The organism is Tuberibacillus sp. Marseille-P3662 (assembly GCF_900178005.1).
Classification (GTDB): Bacteria; Bacillota; Bacilli; order Bacillales; family Sporolactobacillaceae; genus Marseille-P3662.
This window is the reverse complement of the sequence record NZ_FXBS01000006.1, coordinates 1,517,799-1,544,371: the sequence shown is the minus strand read 5'-3', so window position 1 is coordinate 1,544,371 and position 26,573 is coordinate 1,517,799. Positions and strand designations below refer to the sequence as shown.

Below are 26,573 nucleotides of genomic sequence, written 5' to 3'. Positions count from 1 at the left end.
AGATAGATTTGTTAGCGCTTTCTTGATACAATATATTATATGACTATTGGTAGCCTAAAATCAATGATAGGAGAGAGCGCTCTTATGGCTATGGAACTGCATCAACCCATAGAATTAAACCATACATCGGCTCGTAATCAAGTTAAATATTGGATGACGCCACCCCTTGATCTTAAAATTGGCATTGATATCTACGAGGCCATTCAATTCATGAGGGAGCAACAGTGTTCAGAAGTTATCGTAACCGATGAGAAACGTTGTGTTCTTGGTGTTTTAACAACATGGCGTTTGTTTGATCTATTTTTATATGGCTGGCCAATTAATGAAACGATTCAGATAGATATGTTGGAAACCGTCCAATCAGTGTTCCCGGATGACGCTATGTTGAGTCTTGCTCACTCAACCCACACTATTATCCCCGTGATTACTAACAACCAATTAGTTGGACAATTATCAAGACAAACGATCCTGCAGGCCTATTCCAGTTTCATTCAATCGAAAACCCATGATACGGAAACGCTTAATGCTATTCTAGAAAGTGCTTATGAAGGTGTGTCAGTCTCCGATGAGAATGGCTATATTCAAACAATGAATAAGGCGTATAAAAACTTTTTGGGGGTTGGGGATGTTGATGTGATCGGCAAACATGTCACGGATGTCATTGAAAATACTCGTATGCATATTGCGCTTGAAACCGGCATTCCAGAGCGAGGGTATATTCAGGAAATTCAAGGACAAAAAATGGTTGTGCATCGCATACCGATTTGGCGGAATGGCAGGATTAGCGGGTGTATTGGCATGCTCATCTTTGAAGGTGTTTCCGAACTCTATCAAATTATTGAAAGGGCGAATGAAGCTAACCGGAAGCATGTTAAAAAACAGCCCCCACTAGAGAGGCATGTGCAAAAGCAGAAACCGGTCACATTTGAATCAATTATTGGAGAAAGTCATGAATTAGCCAACTGTAAAAGCATGGCTAGAAGAGCAGCAAGGACCATGGCAACGGTTTTAATCACCGGCGACAGTGGAACAGGCAAAGAGTTGTTTGCTAGAGCGATTCACCATCTTAGCCCATGGTCAGATGGGCAATTCATCAGTTTAAATTGTGCTGCGATTCCTGAGCATTTACTGGAAGCAGAACTGTTCGGTTATGAAGAAGGGGCGTTTACGGGGGCGAAACGAGGAGGAAAGCCAGGAAAATTTGAGTCGGCGGATAAAGGAACGATTTTTCTTGATGAAATTGGTGATATGTCGTTATCTATGCAAGCCAAAATCCTTAGGGTCTTGCAGGAGAAAGAGGTTGAACGAGTCGGAGGAAGCCGTAAAATTCCTGTACACGTCAGAGTTGTTGCGGCGACCAACCATCACCTTGAAGCCATGGTTGACAGTGGTGACTTTAGGGAGGATCTCTATTACCGACTTAATATCATCCGGCTAATGGTGCCGTCTCTTAAGGAACGCAAAGATGATATTCCAATGCTCCTATCCCACCATCTTCAACGTTTTTGCGAGATTTATGACTTTTCCGCAAAAACGTTTACCCGGAATGCTATGGAGGCTCTGGTGCAATATGATTGGCCAGGCAATATACGGGAAGTCGTGAATATGGCTGAACAGCTTGTAACGCTAGTTGAAAATACAACGATTGGTGTGAACAACCTACCGAAAAATATTGTGGGTAGTCCGTCTAAGCAGAAGCAAACGGTGATCACGACCGGACAGTCGTTAAAATCACAACAACAGGAACAAGAAAGGGAGGCTATAAGGAGCGTCCTCACACAGGCCAATGGTAATAAAACCAAGGCAGCGGAGCTATTAGGGATCCATCGATCAACGCTTTATCAAAAATTAAAACGATTACAGGTTGAATGTTCATAAAATTCAACACCCAAACAACAGTGTAGATAAATATCTACACTGTTGTTGTCGTTAGGAGCCGGAATATCAGATTTTTAAAGGAAAGTATTCTTGGCATGATTATTGCATATAAGAAAGCGAATACATGTAAAGGGAGGTATGACAGCCTTGAGTTTTGCAACTGTGCGAATGCCTAAGAACATTTATTATGGAAAAGACGCCTTTAAAAAAATAGGGGATGAGGCCGCGACTTTTGGCCAAAAGGTTCTGATTATCAGTGACCGGATAATGGAAAAACTCGGTAATGTTGATGCCTGTGAAACAGCTTTGACCGAGGCGGATCTTGATCATGTCAAATATCTTGATATTGATTCAGAACCAACGGATCAATTTGTCTATGAGGCACTTGAACTATTAAAAAGTGAAGCTTGTGATGTCATCATTGCTCTCGGTGGCGGGAGCTGTATTGATACCGCAAAAGCTGTAGCGGTTCTAGCGACGAATGGGGGCAATATAGGTGATTACATGAATAATAAAGTCGTCGCTACCAAGAAAGCGCTTCCGTTAATAGCGGTTCCGACAACAGCGGGCACCGGTTCAGAAGCGACTGATGTCACGGTCGTCACGCATCTTAAAAGTGATGTCAAAATGATGATTAAGCAGCCCGCGTTTTTACCAGAGACAGCAATTGTGGATCCGCGGTTATCAGCGTCGTCACCACAGAAAGTAACCGCTGCGACAGGCGTTGACGCTTTGACCCATGCGATTGAAGCTTATATCTCGAGGGTTGCTCAGCCGTTGACAGATACGTTAGCGATGTCGGCCATCAAACTCATCACTGACAATATACGTGATGCTTATCATCATGGCGACAATTTGGAAGCACGAGACAATATGGCTTATGGAGCTATGCTTGCAGGTATGGCCTTCTCAAATGCTTCTGTATGCCTTGTCCATGGCATGTCCCGACCCATTGGGGCGATGTTTCATGTCCCGCACGGCGTTTCCAACGCGATGTTATTGCCGGCAGTCCTTGAATTTAGCAAAGATGAAGCCCTTGATCGTTTGGCGGATATTGGTGAGTTACTTTTCGACGATGTGGCCGATCTCACGAACCGAGAGATTGCCGATAAAGTGGTGCTTGGAGTCAAACAGTTATGTTGTGATTTAGATATTCCTAATATGAAATCGTATGGCATTGATGAGAACGAACTTCAACAAGTACAAGCAAAAATGGCAAAAGACGCAGTCATTAGTGGGAGTCCGGGCAATAATCCAAGGGTTCCAACTGAAGATGAAATTGTCGACTTATATCAGATCTGTTATGACTACGATTTCTCCAATAGCCAAGTTATGAATAGGTAAAGGAGAGATAACGAAATGTTGGGATTGATTGGGTTATTTATTGCCTTAGCCTTACTGATTTATTTAACGATGCGCGGGATTAATATTATTATTGCTGCGATCATATGCTCAGTGATTATTGCTATAGCAGGTGGTATGAATCTTGAAAAAGCCATGACCGGTTATTATATGACGGGTTTTACGGATTATTTTGCTTCATGGTTTTTAATCTTTCTACTAGGTGCTGTCTTCGGAAAGGTGATGCAGGATACAGGAGCCGCTGATTCTATCGCAAATTGGGTCAGTCGAAAAATGGGGCCCCAAAAGGCTGTTTTTGCTGTGGTAGCTGCCTGTGCGATTATGACCTACGGCGGGGTTAGCCTTTTTGTTGTTGGATTTTCAGTGTATCCGATTGCGGTATCCCTATTTCGCCGCGCGAATCTACCGCACCGGTTTATTCCGGCAGCCTTAGTTTTTGGGTCAATTTCTTTTACGATGACCGCGCCGGGTTCTCCTGAAATACAAAATCTGATACCGACGGAGCATTTTAATACCGAACCAACGGCCGGAGGATGGATCGGGTTCTTAATGGCCTTTGTTATCATGATCGTCGGCGGCATGTGGCTAGGAAGAATGGTCAAAAAAGCGGTTGACAATGGGGAAGGGTTTTCACCGCCGTCAGCAGAAGTGGCAGCAACGGCTGAGTCCGTTGATGAAGAACCGAGCGATCAAGAGGGGCATTCATTGCCCAATGCATTTAATGCTATTTTGCCGCTAATAGCCGTTATCGTCATATTAAATCTATTAGCCCAGTGGTTGTCATCAAGTAGTGCTGCATTAGTATCACTAACGGCTGGTGTTCTCTTGACTTGGGGGCTTAACTTCAAATTTGTCCAAGAATATTGGGGTTCCCTCGCTTCCGGGGCGCAAAATGCTCTTGTTGCAGCCGCGAATACGTGTGCTGTCGTTGGTTTCGGCAGTGTGGCTTCGCATATGTCAGCCTTCCAATCAGTGGTTGACTCGCTCATGAACATACCTGGGCCACCATTACTAGGTTTGGCAATTGCTGTAACGATTATTTGCGGTCTGACCGGCTCAGCTTCCGGGGGACTGGGGATTGCGTTACCGATTTTAGCACCGATTTACTTGGCGAAAGGATTGGATCCCGGTGCGATGCACCGCATCTCATCTCTTGCATCAGGTGGTTTGGATTCGCTGCCTCATAACGGTTATGTTGTGACGACAATCCGCGCGATCAGTGGTGAAACACATAAACGGTCGTACAAACCGATCCTTTTCCTTAGCGTGCTATTGCCGATGGCGGCTTTGCTATTAGCCGTATTATTATATTCGATATTTTAATTAAAGGAGTGCATCATTATGACGACAAAAACAGTAACTGTATTAAAAAACTATATTAACGGTGAGTGGGTCGAAGCTCAGTCTAATCAGACAGAGGTTGTCCCTAATCCTGCAACAGGGGAAACACTTGCCGAAGTACCGATTTCCTCTAAAGAAGATGTTTATCAAGCGGTTGAAGTCGCACAAAAGGCCTTTAAAACATGGAGCCAAACACCAGTAGCCAAGCGGGCACGAGTTTTGTTTAAGTATCAACAGCTGTTGCTTGAAAACTTTGATGAACTGGCGGAATTAATCACAAAAGAAAACGGAAAGGCTTTTTCAGAAGCTAAGGGTGAAGTGCAACGAGGCATTGAAAATGTCGAATTCGCTGCGGGAGCTCCGAGCCTCATGATGGGAGAGGTGCTTCCGGATGTTGCTTCCAATATTGAATCCGGTATGTACCGTTATCCGATTGGTGTTGTAGGCGGGATCACTCCATTTAATTTCCCAATGATGGTGCCGTGTTGGATGTACCCAATGGCTGTTGCTTGCGGCAACACGTTTATATTAAAACCTTCTGAGCGGACCCCTCTTCTTGCTCAACGGCTCGTTGAACTATTTACAGAAGCCGGACTTCCAGATGGGGTTTTAAATATTGTTCATGGTGCTCATGATGTTGTGAACGGTTTGCTTGAACATGAAGATATCAAGGGGATTTCCTTCGTTGGTTCGCAACCTGTTGCCGAATATGTCTATAAAACAGCCTCAGCTAATGGCAAACGCGTGCAAGCACTTGCAGGTGCGAAGAACCACTCAATTGTTCTTAGTGATGCTGATCTTGATCAGGCTGTTCAGGGTGTGACGAGTGCAGCATTCGGCAGTGCAGGAGAACGCTGCATGGCATGTTCAGTGGTTGTTGTTGAAGATGCAATCGCGGATGAATTTGTCGAGCGGTTGGTTGATGCTGCGGATCATATTAAAATGGGTAACGGATTATCTGAAGATGTCTTCCTCGGTCCATTGATTCGCGACAGCCATAAAAAACGTGTGTTGGACTATATTGATAAAGGTGAAAATGAGCAAGCACAACTGATTAGAGATGGCCGGATTGATGCGCAACAAACAGACAAGGGCTACTTCTTGGGTGCGACCATTTTTGACCATGTTAATGAAGACATGACGATTTGGAAGGATGAAATCTTCGGGCCTGTTTTAAGCATTGTTCGCGTGAAAGACCTTGAGGAAGGTATTCAACTGACAAACAAATCAGAGTTTGCGAATGGTGCTTGCCTATACACAGGAAGTGGTAAGGCTGTTCGTGACTTTAGAGAAACGATTGATGCGGGTATGCTTGGGATTAATATTAACGTCCCAGCACCGATGGCCTTTTTCCCATTCTCTGGGTGGAAAAATTCATTCTACGGTGACTTGCATGCTAATGGCAAAGACGGTGTGAACTTCTATACAAGAAAGAAAATGGTGACCGCGCGCTGGTCATGATTTAAGATCGGAAAAGGGGGGACTGGGACAAAAGTATATGAGTCACAGAATCATCCGAACTTGTTTATTAATCAGTTCGGATGATTTGTTTAGAATAGTATTCCTGTCATCGCTCGCGGGCGTCTACGTATTTGACTAGACTACGTTTAGAACTTGCTTTCATATCTTATTGTGTGGCATTTGAGTATCCTGTTTTATATTTGTCCCAGCCCTTTATTCCTCAATTAAAGTTTCATTCCTTTAAAAGATCAAGGCTAAAAATAGGTGAAAGGGGGCTTCATTTTTGATAATGTTATAGGTAAGAAATCAAAAAGGGACCAATGGTTTCCTGACTTGAAAGGGTGTATTATGTATATATTTTTAATTGTTCTCGCTATTCTAGTGTGTGTAGTTGGTTTAGTCGGGACCATCTTTGTTGGTAAAGAAGTGAATCAAACGATAGAAAAATATGATGAAGAAGGGGATACACACCAGGATGAACAACAAAGATCTTGGGATTATGAAACGCGTTCATTAAAGAATGTCAAGGTGTTATCAATGATTTATGGGGTTACTTTTTTGGGGGCTATTATTGCTTTGATTATTTTTATTTAATGCTTTGTACGACATAAAAAAGCACCCCACTGAGGGATGCCTTTCAGAACTAATCGGTTGAAACAACCTACATCTCTATAACGAGACGGGAGACTTCACCATTGGCAAGTCGATCAAAACCTTCATTGATTTGGTCAAGTGGCAGACTGTCTGTTAGAAGTTGATCAACCGGAAGTCGTCCATTTTTATATAATTCAATAAAACGGGGGATATCACGGGAAGGGACACAACTCCCGAGATAAGATCCTTTAACCGTGCGTTCTTCGGCTGTGAGCGTCACTTGAGGGAACGAAAATTGGTGACTCGGGTCGGGTAATCCTGTCGTAACTGTGGTGCCACCCCTTTTTGTTATCCCGTAAGCTGTTTCCATGGCAGGCACAACGCCAGCTGTTTCAAAAGCATAGTTAACTCCTCCGCCTGTTGCTGAACGGATGTTTTCCACAGCATTTGGATCTCGAGAATCAAAGGTCGATGTTGCACCTATTTTTTTAGCAAATTCAAGTTTATCTGGGTTAATATCGACTGCGATAATTTGACGAGCCCCTGCTAAAACAGCACCAAGCAACGCATTAAGTCCAATGCCACCCAGTCCTACGACAGCGACACTGCTTCCAGGTTTTACACGAGCTGTATTGATAACGGCCCCGACACCTGTAATAACCGCACAACCAAAGATAGCAACTTTGTTCAATGGCACTTCTGGATCAACTTTGATCACTGAGTTTCGAGATACCACGGCATATTCGGCAAAACCGGAAACGCCCAGATGATGGTTGACAGGCCCATGATCAGAATGAAGTCGACGTTCTCCTGAGAGTAATACACCTTCATTATTGACGGCTGCTCCGGTTTCGCACAAAGCTGGCCGTCCTTCCTGACAAGGCAGGCAATGTCCGCAACTCGGAACAAATGAACAGACGACATGATCTCCAGGCTTTAAACCGGTAACACCTTCACCGACCTCGGTAATGACACCAGCTGCTTCATGGCCGAGTGCCATAGGCGTTGGTCTTGGACGACTGCCGTTAATGACAGATAAATCCGAATGGCACAAGCCAACAGCCTTAACTTGAACAAGGACTTCGTCTCTCTCAGGACCATCTAATTCTAGGGTTTCAACTTTTAAAGGCTGGCTTTCAGCATAGGGAGTGGGGCGTCCCATCTCATGTAGAACAGCTGCTCGTGTTTGCATTTGAATACTCCTTTCGATCATTACTCATAATAGCCTTCGGTTGATTTACGGAAGGTTTTAAATTGGTCTGCATCGTGACCATACCAAACGACAGCGTTCGTTTCTCTTGCCAAACGTTTTATTTTGTTTACAGCTTTCGCCCAACCCACGGAGTCATATATAATGCCAGGTGGTTTTATTGGCGGCCCATAGCTTTCAGCAGTATAGATAGCATCAGAGGCGAGTATAATAGAGCCTGTATCAGGTAATTCAACTTGAAGGCCAATCATGCCCCAAGCATGGCCGCTTCCAAAATTAAGAATTTTAACCCCTTCCACAAGTTCCAAATGATCCTCGTCTGGTTTAACGGTTTGCCATTGTAGATTATTCTTGATCCATGCATTGATGTCGGCCCAAATGTAGGCGCCTTCACTTTGATTTCGAGCAAAGGTTCGTAGGGCGCCGTTTAATTCATCATCGTGAACAATAACCGTTGCGTTGGTAAATAACTCCAAGCAACCCGCATGATCTAAATGGAGATGGGATGCAACAACATACTTGATGTCCTCGGGGCGAACGCCTAACTGTTCTAATCGGTTATGCAAGTAACATTCTTCACTAGCTTTCCATGGGAACCCTTTCTGAGTAGCTTCATTCCAACGTCCCTCGGGTCCCATCGAATTTGGATTACAGGCCGTATCAAATAAAATCTTTCCTTCCGGATGATCAATAAGCACAGTGTAAATAGGGAATTCAACCATTTCATTGGGGGCGTGGGGATCATCCACGGTCGCCTGATTGGATGTGGCGATCATTAAATTTTTGTCCATGCTCATTCGGCCATTGTCCATCACATAAAGCTTAGGTCTCGACTTGTTGATATTTACCATTGTTTTAACTCCTCCTTTTTAAACAAGATTCATTATTGTATATGCAATTGTAGTGCCAAAATATAGAAGGGCATGACAAGCCTAAAAAGATATTTTGTTGGTGAAAAAAATCACCATACGGATAGGAATTTTCCTGGAAGTATAGAAATTTTAATGGTGAAAAAAGTCACCATCATGTTCTGAAAATCACCAGAGGTGGAGGGTTAAAAATGACATCTCTCAATAAAAAAATGGCGTCAATCATAGAATTTTCTACAGATGGCATCTATGTTGTCGATCAAGATGGTGTGACCATTTTGGTTAATTCAGCTTATGAAGAGATGACTGGTTTTCGAAGAGATGAATTGGTTGGCCATCATATGACTGATTTAATGAATCAGGGCTATATTGACCAATCGGTATCTTTACTTGTCCTTGAAAAGAAAAAGCAAATCTCAATTATGCAGAAAATCAACGGGAAAAAAGATGTGATTGTGACTGGCAATCCAGTTTTTGGCGAATCAGGACAGATTGATATGGTTGTTACAAGCGTTCGCGATATTACATACTTGAACGACATAAGAGGAGAACTAGAGAAGGCAAAAAGCTTTTCCAAAATCAACAATAATCGATATACTTTTAAGCTGAATGATCCGCGTCAGACGATGGTTTTCCAAAGTCAAAAAATGAAGCAGATCTATGACAAAATTAAACTGATTGCGCCTCATCCCACAGGTGTACTTTTATCTGGTCCTTCGGGTACTGGGAAAGAGGTTATTGCAAACATGATTCATAAATTGAGTGATCGGCATGATAAACCTTTTATCAAGGTGAACTGCGGAGCGATTCCTGAGTCACTCATGGAATCGGAGCTATTTGGATATGAGAAAGGTGCATTTACAGGAGCTCATAAGAACGGAAAAATCGGACTACTTGAGTTGGCTAATGAAGGTACGATCATGTTAGATGAGATTGGCGAGATGCCGCAACAATTACAGGTCAAGCTTTTGCGTACCCTCCAAGAAAAGCAAATTCAAAGAATTGGTGGGAGTCATCCAAGAAATTTAAATATCCGAATCATATCGGTGACGAATCAAGATTTAAGAAAACTTGTCACGGAAGGGCGATTTCGCGAAGACCTTTTTTACCGATTGCTTGTTGTCGACATTCAAGTTCCCCCTTTAGTCCAACGGCCTGAAGATATCCAGGAATTAGTCGACCATTATTTTAACTATTATTGCCGGCAATATTCAATTAATAAGTGTCTATCAAATGATACACATAAATTACTAAATGTTTATAATTGGCCAGGTAATGTCAGAGAATTGAGAAACTTGATGGAAAGTATGGTTGTCTCCATACCGTCGAGAACAATTGAGCCACACCATCTCCCTCCACATATTTACCAGAATACGAACATGGATGTTGATCGACCATTATCCTTGAGGGAGCAATTGGAACAGTTTGAAAAACGGATCGTTAAGAATGCAATACAAAAAAATGATTCTATCCGGAAGGCAGCTAAAGAGTTAGGCATGAATCATTCAACGCTAGTTAAGAAAATGAAAAAGTGGCGTGAAGAATGATTTTTTGTATAAATTGAATAATTGCAGCCATTTCCATAAGTTTAGTATGATTTATACAGGATATCGAATGGAGTGGTGAAAAGTGAAGGAAATTTACACACCTTTTGTTAAAAATGACCGGCAAGAGCGTTTGTTTTCAAAAGCAGAGAGACTGGCATCATTGATCAAAGATCGGGCGGGAGAAACGGATCGCTCGGCGACGTTTTCGTTAGACAATCTCCATGAATTAAAGGTGCATGATTATGTCTCATTGACTTTACCGAAAGCCTACGGCGGAGAAGAACTGTCCCTCTATGAATTTGTGCTCCTTCAGGAAAGGTTGGCCGTTGGTGATGGTTCGACGGCACTGTCCATGGGATGGCATTTGGGGACCATGATGGAGTTAAGCGAGCAAACTCTGTGGGATGAAGCAACATTTACTTGGATTGCAAATGAAGTAGGTACACAGAAGAAAGTTCTGAACCGGGCGGCAACGGAACCTGCGACGGGTAGTCCGACGCGCGGGGGTATTCCAGAAACACGTGCTGTTCGTCAAGGTGATCAATACATCATTAATGGTCATAAGACGTTTACAACCATGGCTAATGTTCTCGACTATTATATTGTAACAGCCTATGTTGAAGAATTAGAAACGGTTGGATCGTTTTTAATTGACCGTGATCGGGCAGGCGTTTCAGTCGAACATACTTGGGACGTTCTTGGCATGCGGGGCACAGGAAGCGATGATTTGATTCTCGAGAATGTCACGGTTCCGAAAGATAGACTCGTCGAAGTCGTACAATCTTCCAAAAAATCTTCCCCGAAAGGTTGGTTATTACACATTCCAGCTTGTTATTTAGGCATCGCCATTGCTGCGCGCAATGATGCCATTCAGTTTGCGAAATCCTATCAACCCAACAGTCTTGATACGACGATTTCCGAAGTACCACATATCAAGCAAAAAATCGGTGAAATGGATCTTGAATTGATGAAAGCTAGACATTTTATGTATGCTGTTGCTGAACGCTGGGATCAAGACCCGGATCAGCGTGTGAATATGGGAACCGAATTGGCAGCCGTTAAAACAGTTGCGACCAATGCGGCTAATCATGTCGTTGATCTTGCTTTACGAATTGCTGGTGGTCGAGGATTATCGAAGAAGTCCACATTTGAACGGTACTATCGTGACGTTCGAGCAGGTCTGCATAATCCGCCAATGGACGATGCGGTGATTCAAATGTTAGCAGGTCAGGCGTTAAAAGACGATTAATGTTAATAGAGGATAGACGATGAAAAAACCATTCCTGTTAAGGGATGGTTTTTTCAAGTCTATCCGCGACTTTAAGCGTTCTATCCAAAATAAGAATAGCGCCTCACACAAAGTGAGGCGCTATAAGAAGCGTTAGACAAAGAGTCTTGCTCTCTTAGGGTCATTTTCACTAGAATAAAACTTCACGCTGTTCTCGGAATTTAATAGTCTCATGTTACTGACCATTTCGTTCATTTCATCATCAGAGAATCGGCCGGTCGCGTGCATCGTAGATAACATGGCATAAGCCATCGGGCGGGTATCAACTTCGACATAGACATGGCTGTTGCCACTCTCATTAACTTTGGCTTGTTGTTCCATGAATCCTTCACCTTTCCCTGTTTTAGTTATTTCGTTTCCAGCGGCGGTGGCAACCGCATTTGTGGTTATCATTTTCTTCATCTTCAGTACCGCCAACATCATTTTGGTTGTCAGTACTATTCCGCTCAACAGCTTTCGCGAATGCATTAGCAAAAGCCTTAGCTGAAGCTTCAGCTTCTACATAGACATATGAGTTACCGCTGTTTTTCACGACTGCATTATTTCTACGGCGACGGGATTGAGATTCTGTTTCAGTGCCTTGAACCTCATTTTCGTTTTCCATTCCATTACAATTGTGATGGTAAGACATCATTTAACAACTCCTTTATAAGTTATACGACATACTATGTTTATGAACGAAGCTTGTATCAGCATTTGTAGTAGGAAAGACAAAAATGGTAGTTTGCCATGATTTCACCGGGCACCGGTAATAGGTATAGTAGGTTCAATTAAGAATTTGATCAAAAAATATAATTTTTTTATAAATGCTGTTGACTTCATTTATGAGTCGTGTATAATAACTTAACAAAGATAACGTTAGCAAAATCGTTGATGAAGAGAGTAATCGTCTTTCATTTGCAAATAGCGAGCCGGGGAAGGTGGGAGCCCGGTCAAATAAGGCGATGAACCGGACTTCTAAGATGTCGACTTGAAAGAGTATACACTTGACTAGGGTCGGCCGGATGGTTACCGTTAACAGCCCCAAAGCTGGTTCCGTATATCGGAACAATGAGAGTGGTACCGCGAGTCATGTTTCCAAGCGCTCGTCTCTTTTCTAGGAGGCGGGCGTTTTTTAATACCATAATTCTCATTGATTCAGTCGGTGTCCATAAAAGTGAAAAGACAGATGGTTCAAGCTAACTGTATACTTTAGTGTTTTAGCGTATTAACTTTGTATTTAAAGAAATTAAAAATAAGTGAGTCAAAATATCTATGATAAAGAGAGTAGTCACATTGACTGTTGTCAGCGAATCAGGGAAGGTGGGAGCCTGGTACGGCATGTGATGAACCGGACTTTAGAGATGTCGGTTTGAACGGGTGAGTATCATACCCTATTAGAGCTGATCGGATGGCTTCCGTTAACAGCCTCAAAGCGGGTTCCGATTCGGAACAATCAGAGTGGTACCGCGGGCGGACAATCGACGCTCGTCTCTTTTCAAGGAGGCGAGTGTTTTTTTTATCCCTTTTAATAATATATTAATTCCTAAAATTACAAAAAGGAGGTCGGGAAAATGAAAGCAGGGATCATTGGGGCAAATGGTTATGGCGGTGTTGAGCTGATTCGTTTATTGGAACAACATCCTTTTGTACAAATTGAAATGCTTATTTCGCATTCAACGAGTGGCATGACCATCACAGAATTGTACCCGCATTTAACAGATATTTGCGAACAAACTTTAGAAGATGTTGATGTTGAGTCTATCCCCGGACGTGTCGATCTTATGTTTTTTGCTACGCCGCCGGGTGTCAGTCAAAAACTTGTTCCACCGCTGCTCGAGCAAGGTGTGATTTGCATTGATTTATCAGGTGACTTTCGTTTGAAAGATCCTGAGGAATATACGGAGTGGTATCACCGTCCTGCAGCTCAGCAAGCTTATCTGAATCGAGCTGTCTATGGATTAGCTGAAATCAATCAGGATCTAATCAAGACAGCACAGCTCATCGCCAATCCGGGATGCTATCCGACGGCAGCCTTACTGGGGCTCCTCCCAGCTGTCAAAAGCGGATTTATTGATCCGAAAACAGTCATCATTGATGGTAAAACCGGTATTTCTGGGGCTGGACGCAATCCGTCAATAACATCACATTTTAGTGAAGTTAACGAAAATTTTAAGGCTTATAAACTAGGGGCGCATAAACACACGCCTGAAATTGAACAATTGATGACCCAGGAACTGGGGCAATCTGCCAAAGTCACATTTTCCACGCATCTTGTCCCGATGACACGAGGGATTATGTGTACGATATATGCTGATTTGAAGCAACATCTGTCAACGTCAGACATTGTTAACAATTATCAATTATTCTATGAATCAGACCCTTTTGTACGAATTAGAGAAACCGGATTATGGCCGGGAACGAAGGATGTCTACGGTTCAAACGATTGTGATATTAGTATTATGGCTGATGAACGGACCAACCGTCTCACCATCGTTTCTGTCATTGATAATCTCGTTAAGGGTGCCTCGGGTCAAGCGGTTCAAAATATGAATCTTTTAAACGGATGGGATGTCCGAACAGGTCTTAAGCAGACCCCTGTCTATCCGTAAATAACAGTGGGAGGAATAGGAGATGACAAACGAAGGGACTTATGTGGTTGAGCACAGTCAAGCGAGTTGGCAGGTGTTATCTGAAGGAAGTGTGACGTCACCACAAGGATTCAAGGCGAACGGCTTTCACTGCGGTATCAAACGTAAACGACCGGATCTCGGCTGGATTCATTCGGAGGTTCCCGCTCATGCAGCTGCTGTGTATACGATGAATCAATTTCAAGCCGCGCCTTTACGCGTCACCCAAGAAAGTCTGGCGACGGAGCAAAAAATTCAATCGGTGATCGTTAATTCTGGCGTCGCCAATGCCTGTACAGGAGATGAAGGGTTGACGAACGCTTATGATATGAGGCAAGCATTTGCGGATCACATCGGTATTCCGTCTCATTACGCCGCTGTGGTATCCACAGGCTTGATTGGCGAGCAACTCCCGATGGATCAAATTAGCGCAGGTATTGAGCAAATCAAATTGGATGATGACGTATCTGATAACTTTGAGAGAGCGATTTTTACAACGGATACGCGGCAAAAGCACGTCGCTGTGCAAACAATCATTGATGGACAACAAGTCACAATCGGTGGCGCTGCAAAAGGTTCAGGCATGATCCACCCGAATATGGCGACCATGCTGGGCTTCGTAACGACGGACGCCAAAATTGAGCACAAGGAACTATCGGAGGCTCTTAAAACCATCACGAATGACACATTCAATATGATTACCGTTGATGGCGATACGAGTACCAATGACATGGTTTTAGTGATGGCTAACGGATTAGCCGGTAATGAAACTCTGTCTGTAACCCATCAAGATTGGAAACGATTTGTCGAAGCCTTAACTTACGTCTGCCAAACTTTGGCACAGATGATTGCGAGAGACGGTGAAGGAGCGACCAAACTCATCGAAGTCAAAGTCGATGGTGCAGCTCATCAAGAAGCGGCGCAAGCATTTAGCAAGGCGGTTGTCGGATCAAGTCTTGTCAAAACAGCGATATATGGTACAGACCCGAATTGGGGCCGAATTGTCACTGCTATAGGGTACGGCGGCTACCCGTTGAATCCAAACCAAGTTCATGTGGCACTGGGACCCATCACCGTCATTGAAAAGGGTCTTCCTGTTCCTTTTGATGAACAGGAAGCGACAGCTTATCTACAACAAGAAAACATTCAAATTTCCGTTAACTTAGCGGATGGTAAGGGATCGGCGGTCGCCTGGGGCTGTGACTTAACCTATGATTACGTCAAAATTAATGCGTCATACCGGACGTAAACCGAAGAGGGAGATGTCATGAACTTTCTAGTCATCAAATGCGGAGGCAGTATTTTTGAGCAATTACCGCCGTCTTTCTATCAAGATATTATGGACTTACAGATCTATGGCGGATATGCACCGATTATCGTTCATGGTGGTGGACCGACGATTTCAAACTTATTAAGCCAATTAAATATTGAAACCACCTTCCATAACGGCTTACGGGTCACTACCGATGATGTGCTGGATGTTGTAGAAATGGTACTAAACGGGTTAGTCAATAAACAAGTGGTTCGCAGCTTTACAGCCGTAGGCGGAAAAGCTGTTGGTATCAGTGGTACCGATGGGCAGTTATTAAAAGCTGAGCCCATCGAACAAGATAGTCCGTTAGGGTTTGTTGGTAAAGTGACCGGCGTTGAAACAGCTATGATTCAACAACTCGCAACCCAAAACCAGATACCCGTGATTTCACCCTTATCAGCAGATGTTTATGGACAGCGATATAATATCAACGCTGATATGGCAGCTGCGGCGATTGCTCAAGCCCTTGAAGCAAGGCTATGTTTTGTCAGTGATATTCCCGGTATCTACACAACAGAAGCTAACCAACCATCGATTTTGTCAACCGTTTCTCAAGAACAAATTGAGGACTTAATTGCATCAGGCGAGATCAGCGGCGGGATGATTCCAAAGGTGAGAGCGGCGATGGATGGCCTCAGTCACCATGTTCCCGAAGTTGGAATTATTAATGGGCTCGAATCCCATAGCTTACCCGCATTTATAAACGGAGAAACCATCGGAACAACCATCACTTTGGATGAGGAGGGTACCCATGCCAAGTAACATAGACACAGCGGAACAACCGCTAATGCAGACATATAATCGATTTCCTATCCAAATCAAGGCGGGCAAAGACAGCTATGTCTGGGATGAAACAGGGCAGGCCTATTTAGATTACACCGCAGGGATTGCGACGTGCAATCTTGGTCACCGCCCTGAACCTGTGAAAGAGAAAATGGAGGAGCAACTGAATCAGTTATGGCATTGTTCGAATCTCTACTATATTCCACAACAGGAGCAATTGGCTTCACAATTGACGGAATCTAGTTGTACGGACCAGGTGTTTTTCTGTAATAGCGGAGCAGAGGCTAATGAAGCCGCAATCAAATTAGCGAGACGATATGCGCAAAAAGTTAAGCAAAAAGAGACTTACGAAATTGTCACTTTTACACAATCGTTTCATGGCAGGACGTTGGGAACATTAGCAGCAACCGGGCAGACAAAGATTCAAGAGGGGTTTGCGCCGCTTATTGAAGGATTTCGGTATCTATCCTATAACGATGTCGGTGCGTTAGACCAACTCATCCAACCTAACACATGTGCTGTCATGCTTGAATTGGTTCAAGGTGAGGGCGGTGTGATTCCTGCTGATGAGGCCTGGGTCTCCGAGCTTGCTGAATTGTGTCAACAGCATGGATTATTACTCATGGTTGATGAAATTCAAACAGGCATGGGTCGAACAGGAACCTTGTTCGCTTACGAACAGTACGGGATTGAGCCCGATGTCATTACTTTGGCTAAGGGATTAGGATCAGGTTTTCCCATTGGTGCTCTGCTAGCCAAAGCGGAAGCCGCGCAAGCGTTCGATCCTGGCAGCCATGGTAGTACATTTGGCGGTAACCCGATGGCCGCTACGGCAGGATTAGCAACCATAGAGGCAATCAAGAGCCAAGATGTGGTTAGTCTCAGTCAGCAAAATGGTGAGTATTTGCAAAAGCAACTTAAAGCATTGCAAGCGGCGTACCCTGAACAAATCGTATCCGTACGGGGAAAAGGGCTGCTTTTAGGATTGGTCACTCATCGACCTGCCGCCGAAATCATTCATCAAGCACGTGAGCAAAACGTCTTAATTTTACCGGCTGGAGCGAATGTTGTACGGATCTTACCTCCTTTGACAACCAACCAAGCGGAAATGGACACGTTTGTAGAGGCACTTAACCAAGTGTTTGCTAATCTTTAGAACAGGAGGGGTTTTGAGAATGGAGACGGCCTATTTACGACTAGAAACAGGAGAAACTTTTGCCGGGACCTTGATTGGAAAAGATGTTCAGGCAACAGGTGAAGTGGTTTTTAACACGAGTATGACTGGATATCAGGAAATTTTGACCGATCCATCTTATGCTGGACAAATCATGACATTCTGTTATCCACTCATTGGTAACTATGGGATTAATGAGTGGGATGATGAAAGTCTTGCCCTTCATTTATCTGGCGTGATCATCAGCGATGTCTGTATGACACCGAGTCATTATGCGTCAGTCCAAATGTTTGCCGACCATATGGCAAAGGCAGGTATTCCGTGTCTTGCGGGTGTCGATACAAGAGCGGTTGTAAAAAGCATCCGTGAGCACGGAGCAATGCGCGGGATAATAACGAAAACACCGGATAACGTGACATCGTTGGGATCCTACCAAGCAAATGATCCGTCATTGGTTGAACAAGTGTCGATTCAATCAAATCAGCATTATGAAGGGAAAGGGTCACATGTTGTCCTCATGGATTTCGGCTATAAAAAATCAATGCTTAATGCGTTACTTGAGGCAGGCTGCGAAGTGACCATCGTTCCGTACACAACGACGTTTACTGAAATCAAACAACTGCACCCTGATGGCGTGATGTTGAGTAACGGGCCGGGGGACCCTAAAGCTTTGGTCCCGTGGTTACCTCAGATCAAACAGATCACGGAGCATTATCCAACTTTAGGAGTTTGTTTGGGTCATCAACTCATCGCTTTAGCTTACGGTGCGGAAACGGAGAAATTACACTTTGGCCATAGAGGCGGGAACCACCCTGTAAAAGATTTGCAGTCAGGTAAGGTATGGATCACGCCGCAGAATCATGGTTATACCGTCAAGGATGGCAGTATCGACGAGGATACATTAACAGTCACTTACCGAAATGTTAATGATCGTTCGATTGAGGGGTTAAAACATAATTGGCTTAAGATTGAAACCGTACAGTTTCATCCGGAAGCCCACCCTGGACCGACAGATGCTGAGCCCATTTTTGATCGTTTTTTACACAATATTCGACAAACAGGTGAGATGAATTATGCCTTTACTTACTGATATCAAAAAAGTTTTAGTGATTGGATCGGGCCCTATCGTCATCGGGCAAGCGGCAGAATTTGATTATGCTGGGACGCAGGCTTGCCTAGCACTCAAAGAAGAAAATATTGAGGTTGTCCTGATTAACAATAATCCGGCGACGATCATGACCGATGAACAAGTGGCTGATCAAGTCTATATCGAACCATTAACAACCGAAGCGATTGAGACCATTATTAAAAAAGAAAACCCCGACGGAATTATCGGAACACTAGGCGGACAGACAGGACTCAATCTCGTTGTCCAATTATATGAACAGGGGATTCTAGAAAAACATGGTGTGGAGCTTTTAGGAACATCAGTTGAATCGATTCAACAAGGTGAAGATCGTGAACAATTTCGCAGGCTCATGCTTGATATCGAAGAACCCATTTCTGAATCAAAAATTATTCACTCATATGATGAAGGTTGTCAGTTTGTTAAGGAGATCGGCTATCCGGTCATTATCCGTCCGGCCTATACTTTGGGAGGCTCTGGTGGAGGTGTTGCGGCTAATGACACGGAACTCGATTTGATATTAAATCAGGGTCTGCAGCAAAGCCCGATTCATCAAGTCTTAATTGAGAAAAGTATTAAAGGGTGGAAGGAAGTTGAGTATGAGGTCATGCGGGACGCCAACGATACATGCGTGATTGTTTGTAATATGGAAAACATCGATCCCGTTGGTGTTCACACGGGTGACTCAATGGTTGTCGCACCTTCACAGACGTTGACGGATGTCCAATACCAAATCCTGCGCAGCGCTTCACTGAAAGTCATTCGTGCATTAGATATTGTCGGCGGCTGCAACATCCAATTTGCGCTTGATCCCTATTCAGATCAATATAACATTATCGAAGTGAATCCAAGAGTGAGCCGCTCATCAGCTCTCGCTTCGAAAGCCACGGGTTACCCGATTGCTCGTATTGCAGCTAAATGCGCGATTGGTTTGCAGCTTGATGAGATCCTTAATCCGATCACCGGCACGACTTATGCGGCTTTTGAACCGGCCCTTGATTACGTCATCGTGAAGCTACCGCGTTTTCCATTTGATAAATTCACGGAAGCGGATCGCAATCTTGGAACACAAATGCAGGCCACTGGTGAAGTCATGGCGATTGACCGGACGTTCGAAGGTGCCTTGAACAAAGGCCTAAGATCACTAGAATTAAATTTATCGGGCCTTCACTTACCCGCCTTCACGGCTGAGAGTGAAGATGGCCTTATATATCATTTACAAAAGGCAACTGATGAGCGGTTGTTCGCTATCGCAGAAATGTTTCGCCGCGGCTATAGTGTCGATGTTATCCATCATCACACGGAGATTGATCCATGGTTTTTAACCAAAATTAAAGCCATCGTTGAACTTGAAAAGCAATTAGCTGACTATGCGTGGGAAGACGTACCGGCTTCATTACTCAAGCAAGCCAAATATTTCAATGTGAGTGATGCCACAATTGCGGCGATTCACAACATCGATGAAAAGGCTGTTCGCAACAAATGGAAGGATCACGGTATACAACCCGCTTACAAACTCGTCGATACATGTGCGGCGGAATTTGAAGCCGAAACGCCTTATTATTATTCAACATGGCACGGTGTTGATGAAGCTGAAGTCAGCGGCAAACCGAAAATGCTCGTCATCGGTTCAGGACCTATCCGGATTGGGCAAGGCATCGAGTTCGACTATTGTTCCGTACAGGCTGCTTTGGCCGTACAAAAATTAGGTTATGAAGCGGTTGTGATTAATAATAATCCTGAAACAGTTAGTACTGACTACTCTATTGCCGACAGACTCTATTTTGAACCGCTCGCGCTGGAAGATGTGCTGAATGTGATAGAAAAAGAAAATGTCGAGGGTGTCTTGTTACAATTTGGCGGACAAACGGCTATTAATCTTGCCGATGCGTTAGAAAGCGAAGGCATACCGGTACTTGGTACATCAACGGATGCGATTGATCAATTAGAAGATCGTGAACAATTCTATCACTTGTTACAAACGCTTGATATTCCGCACATTCAAGGTGAAACGGTCTATGATACTCAGTCGTTACGTCAAGCAGCGACAGAGCTTGGTTTCCCAATTCTCGTTAGACCGTCTTATGTCATCGGCGGTCAAGCAATGTTCATTCTTCATAATAGGGATGAGTTAGCGGACTATATTCAGTCGCATCATGACTTGAATGATCGTTCGTGGCCGTTACTAGTGGACCGTTACCTTCCGGGGATGGAATGTGAAGTTGATGCGATAAGTGATGGCGAGACAATCGTCATTCCAGGCATCTTTGAACATGTTGAAAAAGCGGGCGTTCACTCCGGTGATAGTGTCGCGGTATTCCCGCCGATCTCACTATCAGAAAATGTTAAAACAACGTTAGTTAATGATACTAAGCGCATTTGTCAGGCCTTAAATATTCGCGGACTCATGAATATTCAATTTGTTGTCTTAGATGATACGGTGTATGTCCTTGAGGTTAATCCTCGGTCATCCCGAACGGTGCCTATTGTCAGCAAAGTCACAGGTGTCGGTATGGTTGAAGCCGCTGTCGCTGTTCAACTTGGCATACCGCTGACCGAGCAGCATTTAGGAACAGAATTATTAAAGCCGCCTCATTTTTATTCGGTTAAGGCGCCGGTGTTCTCAACGCATAAGTTGAAGAATGTGGATCATGTCGTAGGTCCGGAAATGAAATCAACGGGTGAACGACTGGGAATGGGGCAAACGCTTCATGATGCTTTATCAAAAGCTTTATTTTTAGACGGCGACAGCCCTCTTCAATCAACGGAAGCACAAGCGACGATTCTGATGTCGTTATCAGAACAGGAGAAAGTCGCCGGAGTTGAAATAGCCAAGTCTTTACAATCCCGCGGTTTTCAGATCGCGGCAACACAGGAAACAGCGGCCTCTTTACAAAATCATGATGTGACAGTTTCGGCCATTCTTGATGAATTATCGGTTTTAAAAACATGGCTGGCTGACGGTCAGATTGCTGCCGTGTTAAATACACCGACACAAGGTCGTAATAAAACCACGTTTGGCTTTCATTTAAGAGAATTAGCCGTGCGTTATCAGGTGCCATTGTTTACGTCCTTGGACACATTTAAAACGGCGATGACACTTAACAATCAGTATCCATCACCCGTTTTACCGCTTGCCGGGTATCGGAAGTTATCACTAGATGAAAATTGTACACAGGAGGGTGAATCGCATGATCAGCCAACACACACAAACGAATCCATCTCAGTTAAAAGGTAAGGATTTTATCACCCTATCAGACTGGCAGCCGGATGCCATTGTGGATTTACTTGATCAAGCACAGGCGTTAAAACAGCAGCAAAAAAATGGTGGCACCCATCCCTACTTGCAAGGGAAAATGCTGGGCATGATTTTTGAAAAATCGTCGACGCGAACAAGAGTCTCGTTTGAGGTAGGGATGAAGCAGCTTGGCGGTGATGCGATTTTTCTTAGCTCTAACGATATCCAATTGGGTCGCGGAGAATCGATTGAAGATACGGCTAAAGTCCTGTCACGTTATATAGATGGTATTATGGTTCGAACTTATGCTCATGAATCCGTGGAGACCTTAGCCAAACACGCAGATGTTCCGATCATTAACGGTCTCACGGATGAGCATCATCCGACTCAAGTATTGGCCGATCTTTTGACGATCTACGAGCAAAAAGGTTCCTTGGCGGGTCTTAAAATGGCTTTCATCGGTGACGGTCACAACAATATGTGTCATTCCCTCTTGGAAGGCGCAGCCAGTGTAGGCATGCACATTTCAGTGGCGTCGCCTAAGGGCTTTGGGCCGCAGGATGACATTCTAAACAATGCTAGGAACATTGGCCAAGCGACAGGGAGTCAAATTGCTATAACAGAATCACCACAAGCAGCGGTCGAACAGGCGGATGTCGTTGTCACTGATGTCTTCGCAAGCATGGGGCAGGAAGCCGAGCAAGCGGAGCGTCTTAAGACATTTGCTAACTATCAAGTGAACGAAGCACTCTGTCAACATGCGAACGATGATTATATGTTTCTCCATTGCTTGCCGGCACATCGCGGTGAAGAAGTCACAACAGAGATTATTGATGGAGCCCATTCCTTTGTATTCGATGAGGCGGAAAATCGCTTGCACGCGCAAAAAGCGATTCTGAAAAATGTGATGTGAACGGTGTTCGGTAGAGTTCCGCAAGATGAGGTGGAAGTTCAGCAAGTTGAGCCAGAAGTTCCGCAAGATAAGGTGGAAGTTCAGCAAGTTAAGGCAAAAGTTCCGCAACTAAAGATAAATTATCACAATGATCATAAAAAGGGAGTGGATTACAAATGGCAAAAGATAAAGTCGTTCTAGCGTATTCCGGCGGATTGGATACTTCGGTGTCGGTCAAATGGATTCAAGAAAAGTATGGGTACGATGTGATCGCATTGGGTCTAGATGTTGGTGAAGGTAAAGATTTGGAGACTATTAAACAAAAAGCGCTTGATGTCGGCGCGATTAAATCGATCACTATTGATGCCAAAGACATGCTGGCTGATGATTATCTTTTACCAGCTCTCAAAGCCAACACGTTATATGAAGGTAAATATCCAATTTCATCAGCATTGTCACGACCACTGATTGCCAAATTGCTCGTTGATGTCGCTGAGCAAGAAGGGGCGGTGGCTGTTGCACATGGGTGTACCGGGAAAGGCAATGATCAAGTCCGTTTTGAGGTCTCTGTTCAAGCGCTCAACCCTGAGTTAGAAGTGCTTGCGCCTGTCCGTGAATGGGGGATGACAAGAGATGAAGAGATCGCTTATGCGGAAGAGAAAGGCATTCCGATTCCGGTCGATCTCGATAATCCGTTTTCCATTGATGCCAACATTTGGGGACGTGCGTGTGAAGCCGGTGTTCTAGAAGATCCATGGGCTGAAGCGCCAGAAGCGGCCTACGACTGGACGAATCCTATCGAGTTAACGCCGGATGAAGCGGAATATATCGACATCACTTTTGATAAAGGGGCACCTGTTGCCTTGAACGGTCAGACATTGCCATTTGCGGCTATGATTGAACAACTGAATGAATTGGGCGGTACGCACGGCGTAGGCCGTATCGATCACGTCGAAAATCGTTTGGTCGGGATTAAATCACGTGAAGTCTACGAAAATCCGGCCGCTCTCATTTTAATTAACGCTCATAAAGAATTGGAATTCCTAACTTTAACACGTGATGTGTCCCAATTTAAGACAACGATTGACCAACAATTAGCCAAAACTATCTATGATGGCCTTTGGTATTCGCCATTAAGAAATGCTTTGGACGCATTTATTGAAGAAACGCAGCAAGTCGTCTCCGGCACAGTACGCGTTAAGTTGCACAAAAGTACCCATGTGGTTGTTGGTCGCCAGTCTGACAACAGCCTGTACAATGAACAATTGTCGACCTATAACAAAGGTGATGCGTTTGATCACAACGCAGCCGTCGGTTTTATTAAACTATGGGGATTGCCAACCAAAGTCTATTCAGAGGTTCATAAAAAAGGTGCAAAACAGGGGGCCCATGATGAGTAAACTATGGGGCGGCCGTTTTACAAAAGAGACGAACACAATCGTTGAACAAGAAACAGCCTCCATTGGATTTGATCAACAGTTGGCAAACGAAGACATTAGAGGCAGCCTTGCTCATGCACAGATGCTCGGGGAATGCGGCATCATTACCATGGAAGAGGCCGAGCAGATTCAAACGGGTCTTAAGACGATTCAGGATAAAATAGTGCAGGGTCAAGTTGAATTCTCAGTGGAACATGAAGACATTCATATGAACGTGGAAAAACTGTTGATCGAGGAGATCGGCGCGGTCGGTGGCAAGCTCCATACCGGCCGCAGCCGTAATGATCAAGTGGCGACCGATATGCACTTGTATTTGCGTGACAAGATACAAGCCATCTTGGCATTACTCACCCAAGTTCAAGAGGCTCTGTATGAACAAGCCCAAGCGAATGTGGAAACGATTCTCCCGGGTTATACGCATTTACAACGCGCCCAACCCGTCTCATTCGCGCATCATCTATTAGCCTATTTTTGGATGTTTCAGAGAGACAAAGAACGTCTAAAAGACAGCCAGAAACGGGTCAACGGTTTACCGTTAGGCGCAGGCGCACTCGCAGGGACGACGTTTCCGATTAACCGAGAACGTGTTGCCGAATTGCTTGATTTTGACTTTGTTTACCCGAATAGTATGGACGCTGTGAGTGACCGTGATTTTATTCTAGAATTTTTATCAGATGCTTCCATTCTCATGACGCATATCTCGCGTCTATCCGAAGAACTCATTATTTGGGGGAGCCAGGAGTTTCAATTTATCGAACTCGATGATTCCTTCAGTACGGGATCGAGCATCATGCCGCAGAAGAAAAATCCCGACGTCCCTGAGTTATTGCGAGCAAAGACCGGACGCGTCAACGGCAACCTAGTAGGACTGCTAACAGTCTTAAAAGGTTTGCCGCTCGCTTACAACAAAGATATGCAAGAAGATAAAGAAGGCATGTTTGATACTGTCCGCACTTTGGATGCGTCATTAAGTATGCTGGCACCAATGATTGAAACGATGACCGTCAAGACAGCTCACATGCGCCAAGCCGTCACTCAAGATTATTCCAACGCTACGGACATTGCCGATTATCTCGCGACCAAAGGCATGCCGTTCCGTGAAGCGCATGACATCATCGGCAAAATCGTGATCTACGCGATTGAACAAGGCAAATATTTATTAGATTTAAATATGGACGAATACACAGGTTTTAGCGCTTTATTTGAAGAAGACATTTATGATATCCTTCGTCCTGAGCATGTTGTCAGCGCCCGCCATAGCCAAGGCGGAACCGGATTTGAACAAGTCGAAGAACAGCTGCAGCAGGCGAAAGCTGCATTACAATAAAAGACCATATGAATCCCAAATCCATCACGGATTGGGATTTTTTAATGAACAATGAGAGGTTAAGAGGTTAGACCATTCCAATTCTTCTTGATATACCAGAACAGTTTGAAACCGAAAGACTTTTATTGCGGGCCCCTCAGAATGGCGATGGAGCAATGGTTAATGAGGCGATAAGAGAGTCTTTTGAATGTCTTCATGAGTGGATGCAATGGGCTGACCATATTCCAGAAACCGAAGAGACTGAAGCCAATGCTCGTAAACATCGAGCGAATTTTTTATTGCGTGACGCCTTCACTTTTTACATATTAGATAAACTTTATGGAGTGTTCATAGGTACTTGCAGCCTGGTAAGGGCAGATTGGCAAGTGCGCCGCTTTGAAGTTGGTTACTGGATTAGGCGATCTGCTGCTAGACAGGGATTTATGAGTGAAGCTGTGGATGGAGTGACTCAATTTGCTTTTAAGAATCTTCACGCCAATCGCATCGAAATACGTTGTGACACTAGAAATAGTGCTAGTTGTAGGGTTGTTGCGGAGCGCTGTGGGTACCACTTGGAGGCAGTCCTTATAAACAACTTCATCGATCCAGCGGGCGCCATCAGAGATGATTGCCTCTACGCAAAAATACGCTTGAACAATGGTTCATTCGGTTACCCAACGTCAATAAGGAAGTGAGTAAATATGCCATTTATAGAACTCTGGGAGGCGATTTTGCAATATCAATGCTCATTTTAGAAGAAAGAAAAGGGGTTTCAACGATGAATGTTTACGATCATAGTTATTTAAAGGCGCTCAAAAAGAACTTTATGTTAGTAATAATGGCATTGGTTTTGTTAATTCCAACCTTTTTTATATGGGCTGGTGTTCCCTTTTTTATCATTGGAGGTATAGTTGAGAATTCAACCACTAACTCATTACTTGTTCATTTATGTATGTCATTTTCAGGAGGACTTCTGTTTTCTTTATACTTTGTGCCAATAAATTTTAAGACTGCAAAAAGTATTGCCGATATAACAGATAATAATGTAGTAAAATGCCTTATTTGCATACAATCAATATTCATATTAGTATGTTCGGTAATTTTTGAAGTAATTGCAATATCATTATTCAATTAAAGGGCCAGT

The 26,573-nt window shown here is 44.0% G+C and carries 23 protein-coding genes and 2 other annotated features; of the genes, 19 read left to right on the top strand and 4 right to left on the bottom strand.

Features of this window, described 5'->3' with window-relative positions:
- Positions 1–84: 84 nt before the first annotated feature.
- The 5 genes from B9Y89_RS16365 (at position 85) to B9Y89_RS16345 (ending at position 6,636) form a co-directional block, all read left to right on the top strand.
- Entirely contained in the window at positions 85–1,878 is a 1,794-nt protein-coding gene (locus B9Y89_RS16365; protein WP_254901274.1) for a sigma-54-dependent Fis family transcriptional regulator, read from the top strand.
- A 147-nt stretch (positions 1,879–2,025) separates the two neighbouring features.
- A complete protein-coding gene (locus B9Y89_RS16360) occupies positions 2,026–3,222 on the top strand; it encodes an iron-containing alcohol dehydrogenase (RefSeq protein ID WP_441351495.1) in 1,197 nt (398 codons plus the stop codon).
- A 15-nt stretch (positions 3,223–3,237) separates the two neighbouring features.
- Positions 3,238–4,563 carry a GntP family permease gene (locus tag B9Y89_RS16355; RefSeq protein WP_085524254.1) on the top strand — a complete coding sequence of 442 codons (1,326 nt, stop codon included), beginning with the start codon at positions 3,238–3,240 and terminating at the stop codon, positions 4,561–4,563.
- An 18-nt stretch (positions 4,564–4,581) separates the two neighbouring features.
- Positions 4,582–6,042, top strand: a complete 1,461-nt coding sequence (locus B9Y89_RS16350) for a CoA-acylating methylmalonate-semialdehyde dehydrogenase (protein WP_085524253.1) — start codon at positions 4,582–4,584, stop codon at positions 6,040–6,042.
- 348 nt (positions 6,043–6,390) lie between these two features.
- Positions 6,391–6,636 (top strand): hypothetical protein, encoded by a 246-nt coding sequence (locus B9Y89_RS16345; RefSeq protein ID WP_085524252.1) that lies wholly within the window; start codon positions 6,391–6,393, stop codon positions 6,634–6,636.
- Between the two features lie 67 nt (positions 6,637–6,703).
- On the opposite strand, the gene B9Y89_RS16340 is transcribed toward B9Y89_RS16345, so the two are convergent.
- Positions 6,704–7,828: a zinc-dependent alcohol dehydrogenase family protein gene (locus B9Y89_RS16340; protein WP_085524251.1), complete on the bottom strand. Its 1,125-nt coding sequence runs from the start codon at positions 7,826–7,828 to the stop codon at positions 6,704–6,706.
- Between the two features lie 20 nt (positions 7,829–7,848).
- Positions 7,849–8,697 carry an AhlS family quorum-quenching N-acyl homoserine lactonase gene (ahlS, locus tag B9Y89_RS16335; protein WP_085524250.1) on the bottom strand — a complete coding sequence of 283 codons (849 nt, stop codon included), beginning with the start codon at positions 8,695–8,697 and terminating at the stop codon, positions 7,849–7,851.
- A 209-nt stretch (positions 8,698–8,906) separates the two neighbouring features.
- Between ahlS and B9Y89_RS16330 the strand changes: the two genes are divergently transcribed.
- Positions 8,907–10,262 (top strand): sigma-54 interaction domain-containing protein, encoded by a 1,356-nt coding sequence (locus B9Y89_RS16330; RefSeq protein ID WP_085524249.1) that lies wholly within the window; start codon positions 8,907–8,909, stop codon positions 10,260–10,262.
- Between the two features lie 82 nt (positions 10,263–10,344).
- Positions 10,345–11,511 (top strand): acyl-CoA dehydrogenase family protein, encoded by a 1,167-nt coding sequence (locus tag B9Y89_RS16325; protein ID WP_085524248.1) that lies wholly within the window; start codon positions 10,345–10,347, stop codon positions 11,509–11,511.
- Between the two features lie 132 nt (positions 11,512–11,643).
- Here the strand turns inward: B9Y89_RS16325 and B9Y89_RS16320 are convergent, their stop codons facing one another.
- Both B9Y89_RS16320 and B9Y89_RS16315 read right to left on the bottom strand, forming a co-directional pair.
- Positions 11,644–11,952: a hypothetical protein gene (locus B9Y89_RS16320; RefSeq protein ID WP_139822826.1), complete on the bottom strand. Its 309-nt coding sequence runs from the start codon at positions 11,950–11,952 to the stop codon at positions 11,644–11,646.
- The gene (locus B9Y89_RS16315) at positions 11,894–12,184 is read right to left on the bottom strand and encodes a hypothetical protein (protein ID WP_085524246.1); all 291 of its coding nucleotides are present in this window, start codon (positions 12,182–12,184) and stop codon (positions 11,894–11,896) included. Before B9Y89_RS16315 ends, B9Y89_RS16320 begins: the two co-directional genes overlap by 59 nt.
- A gap of 227 nt (positions 12,185–12,411) precedes the next feature.
- Positions 12,412–12,646, top strand: a binding site (T-box leader).
- A gap of 149 nt (positions 12,647–12,795) precedes the next feature.
- Positions 12,796–13,028, top strand: a binding site (T-box leader).
- A gap of 75 nt (positions 13,029–13,103) precedes the next feature.
- Here B9Y89_RS16315 and argC point away from each other — a divergent pair.
- From argC to B9Y89_RS16260, 12 genes are all read left to right on the top strand, one after another.
- The gene (argC, locus tag B9Y89_RS16310; RefSeq protein ID WP_085524245.1) at positions 13,104–14,141 is read left to right on the top strand and encodes an N-acetyl-gamma-glutamyl-phosphate reductase; all 1,038 of its coding nucleotides are present in this window, start codon (positions 13,104–13,106) and stop codon (positions 14,139–14,141) included.
- A gap of 22 nt (positions 14,142–14,163) precedes the next feature.
- On the top strand, positions 14,164–15,408 hold the full coding sequence (gene argJ / locus B9Y89_RS16305) for a bifunctional ornithine acetyltransferase/N-acetylglutamate synthase (RefSeq protein ID WP_085524244.1): 1,245 nt from the start codon (positions 14,164–14,166) through the stop codon (positions 15,406–15,408).
- Positions 15,409–15,426: 18 nt separating this feature from the next.
- On the top strand, positions 15,427–16,233 hold the full coding sequence (gene argB, locus B9Y89_RS16300) for an acetylglutamate kinase (RefSeq protein WP_085524243.1): 807 nt from the start codon (positions 15,427–15,429) through the stop codon (positions 16,231–16,233).
- Positions 16,223–17,410 (top strand): acetylornithine transaminase, encoded by a 1,188-nt coding sequence (locus tag B9Y89_RS16295; RefSeq protein WP_085524242.1) that lies wholly within the window; start codon positions 16,223–16,225, stop codon positions 17,408–17,410. Before argB ends, B9Y89_RS16295 begins: the two co-directional genes overlap by 11 nt.
- Before the next feature lie 19 nt (positions 17,411–17,429).
- Positions 17,430–18,518: a carbamoyl phosphate synthase small subunit gene (locus B9Y89_RS16290; protein ID WP_085524241.1), complete on the top strand. Its 1,089-nt coding sequence runs from the start codon at positions 17,430–17,432 to the stop codon at positions 18,516–18,518.
- Entirely contained in the window at positions 18,502–21,792 is a 3,291-nt protein-coding gene (carB, locus tag B9Y89_RS16285) for a carbamoyl-phosphate synthase (glutamine-hydrolyzing) large subunit (RefSeq protein ID WP_085524240.1), read from the top strand. Before B9Y89_RS16290 ends, carB begins: the two co-directional genes overlap by 17 nt.
- Positions 21,746–22,705 (top strand): ornithine carbamoyltransferase, encoded by a 960-nt coding sequence (gene argF, locus B9Y89_RS16280; RefSeq protein WP_085524239.1) that lies wholly within the window; start codon positions 21,746–21,748, stop codon positions 22,703–22,705. The genes carB and argF overlap by 47 nt, the downstream gene beginning before the upstream one ends.
- A gap of 3 nt (positions 22,706–22,708) precedes the next feature.
- Positions 22,709–22,885 carry a hypothetical protein gene (locus B9Y89_RS19155; RefSeq protein WP_176222266.1) on the top strand — a complete coding sequence of 59 codons (177 nt, stop codon included), beginning with the start codon at positions 22,709–22,711 and terminating at the stop codon, positions 22,883–22,885.
- Positions 22,861–24,084: an argininosuccinate synthase gene (locus B9Y89_RS16275; protein WP_085524238.1), complete on the top strand. Its 1,224-nt coding sequence runs from the start codon at positions 22,861–22,863 to the stop codon at positions 24,082–24,084. Before B9Y89_RS19155 ends, B9Y89_RS16275 begins: the two co-directional genes overlap by 25 nt.
- Positions 24,077–25,450, top strand: coding sequence for an argininosuccinate lyase (argH, locus tag B9Y89_RS16270; RefSeq protein ID WP_085524237.1), 1,374 nt, complete (start codon positions 24,077–24,079; stop codon positions 25,448–25,450). The genes B9Y89_RS16275 and argH overlap by 8 nt, the downstream gene beginning before the upstream one ends.
- A 125-nt stretch (positions 25,451–25,575) precedes the next feature.
- On the top strand, positions 25,576–26,124 hold the full coding sequence (locus B9Y89_RS16265; RefSeq protein WP_254901273.1) for a GNAT family N-acetyltransferase: 549 nt from the start codon (positions 25,576–25,578) through the stop codon (positions 26,122–26,124).
- Between the two features lie 83 nt (positions 26,125–26,207).
- The gene (locus B9Y89_RS16260) at positions 26,208–26,564 is read left to right on the top strand and encodes a hypothetical protein (protein WP_085524779.1); all 357 of its coding nucleotides are present in this window, start codon (positions 26,208–26,210) and stop codon (positions 26,562–26,564) included.
- Positions 26,565–26,573: the final 9 nt, after the last annotated feature.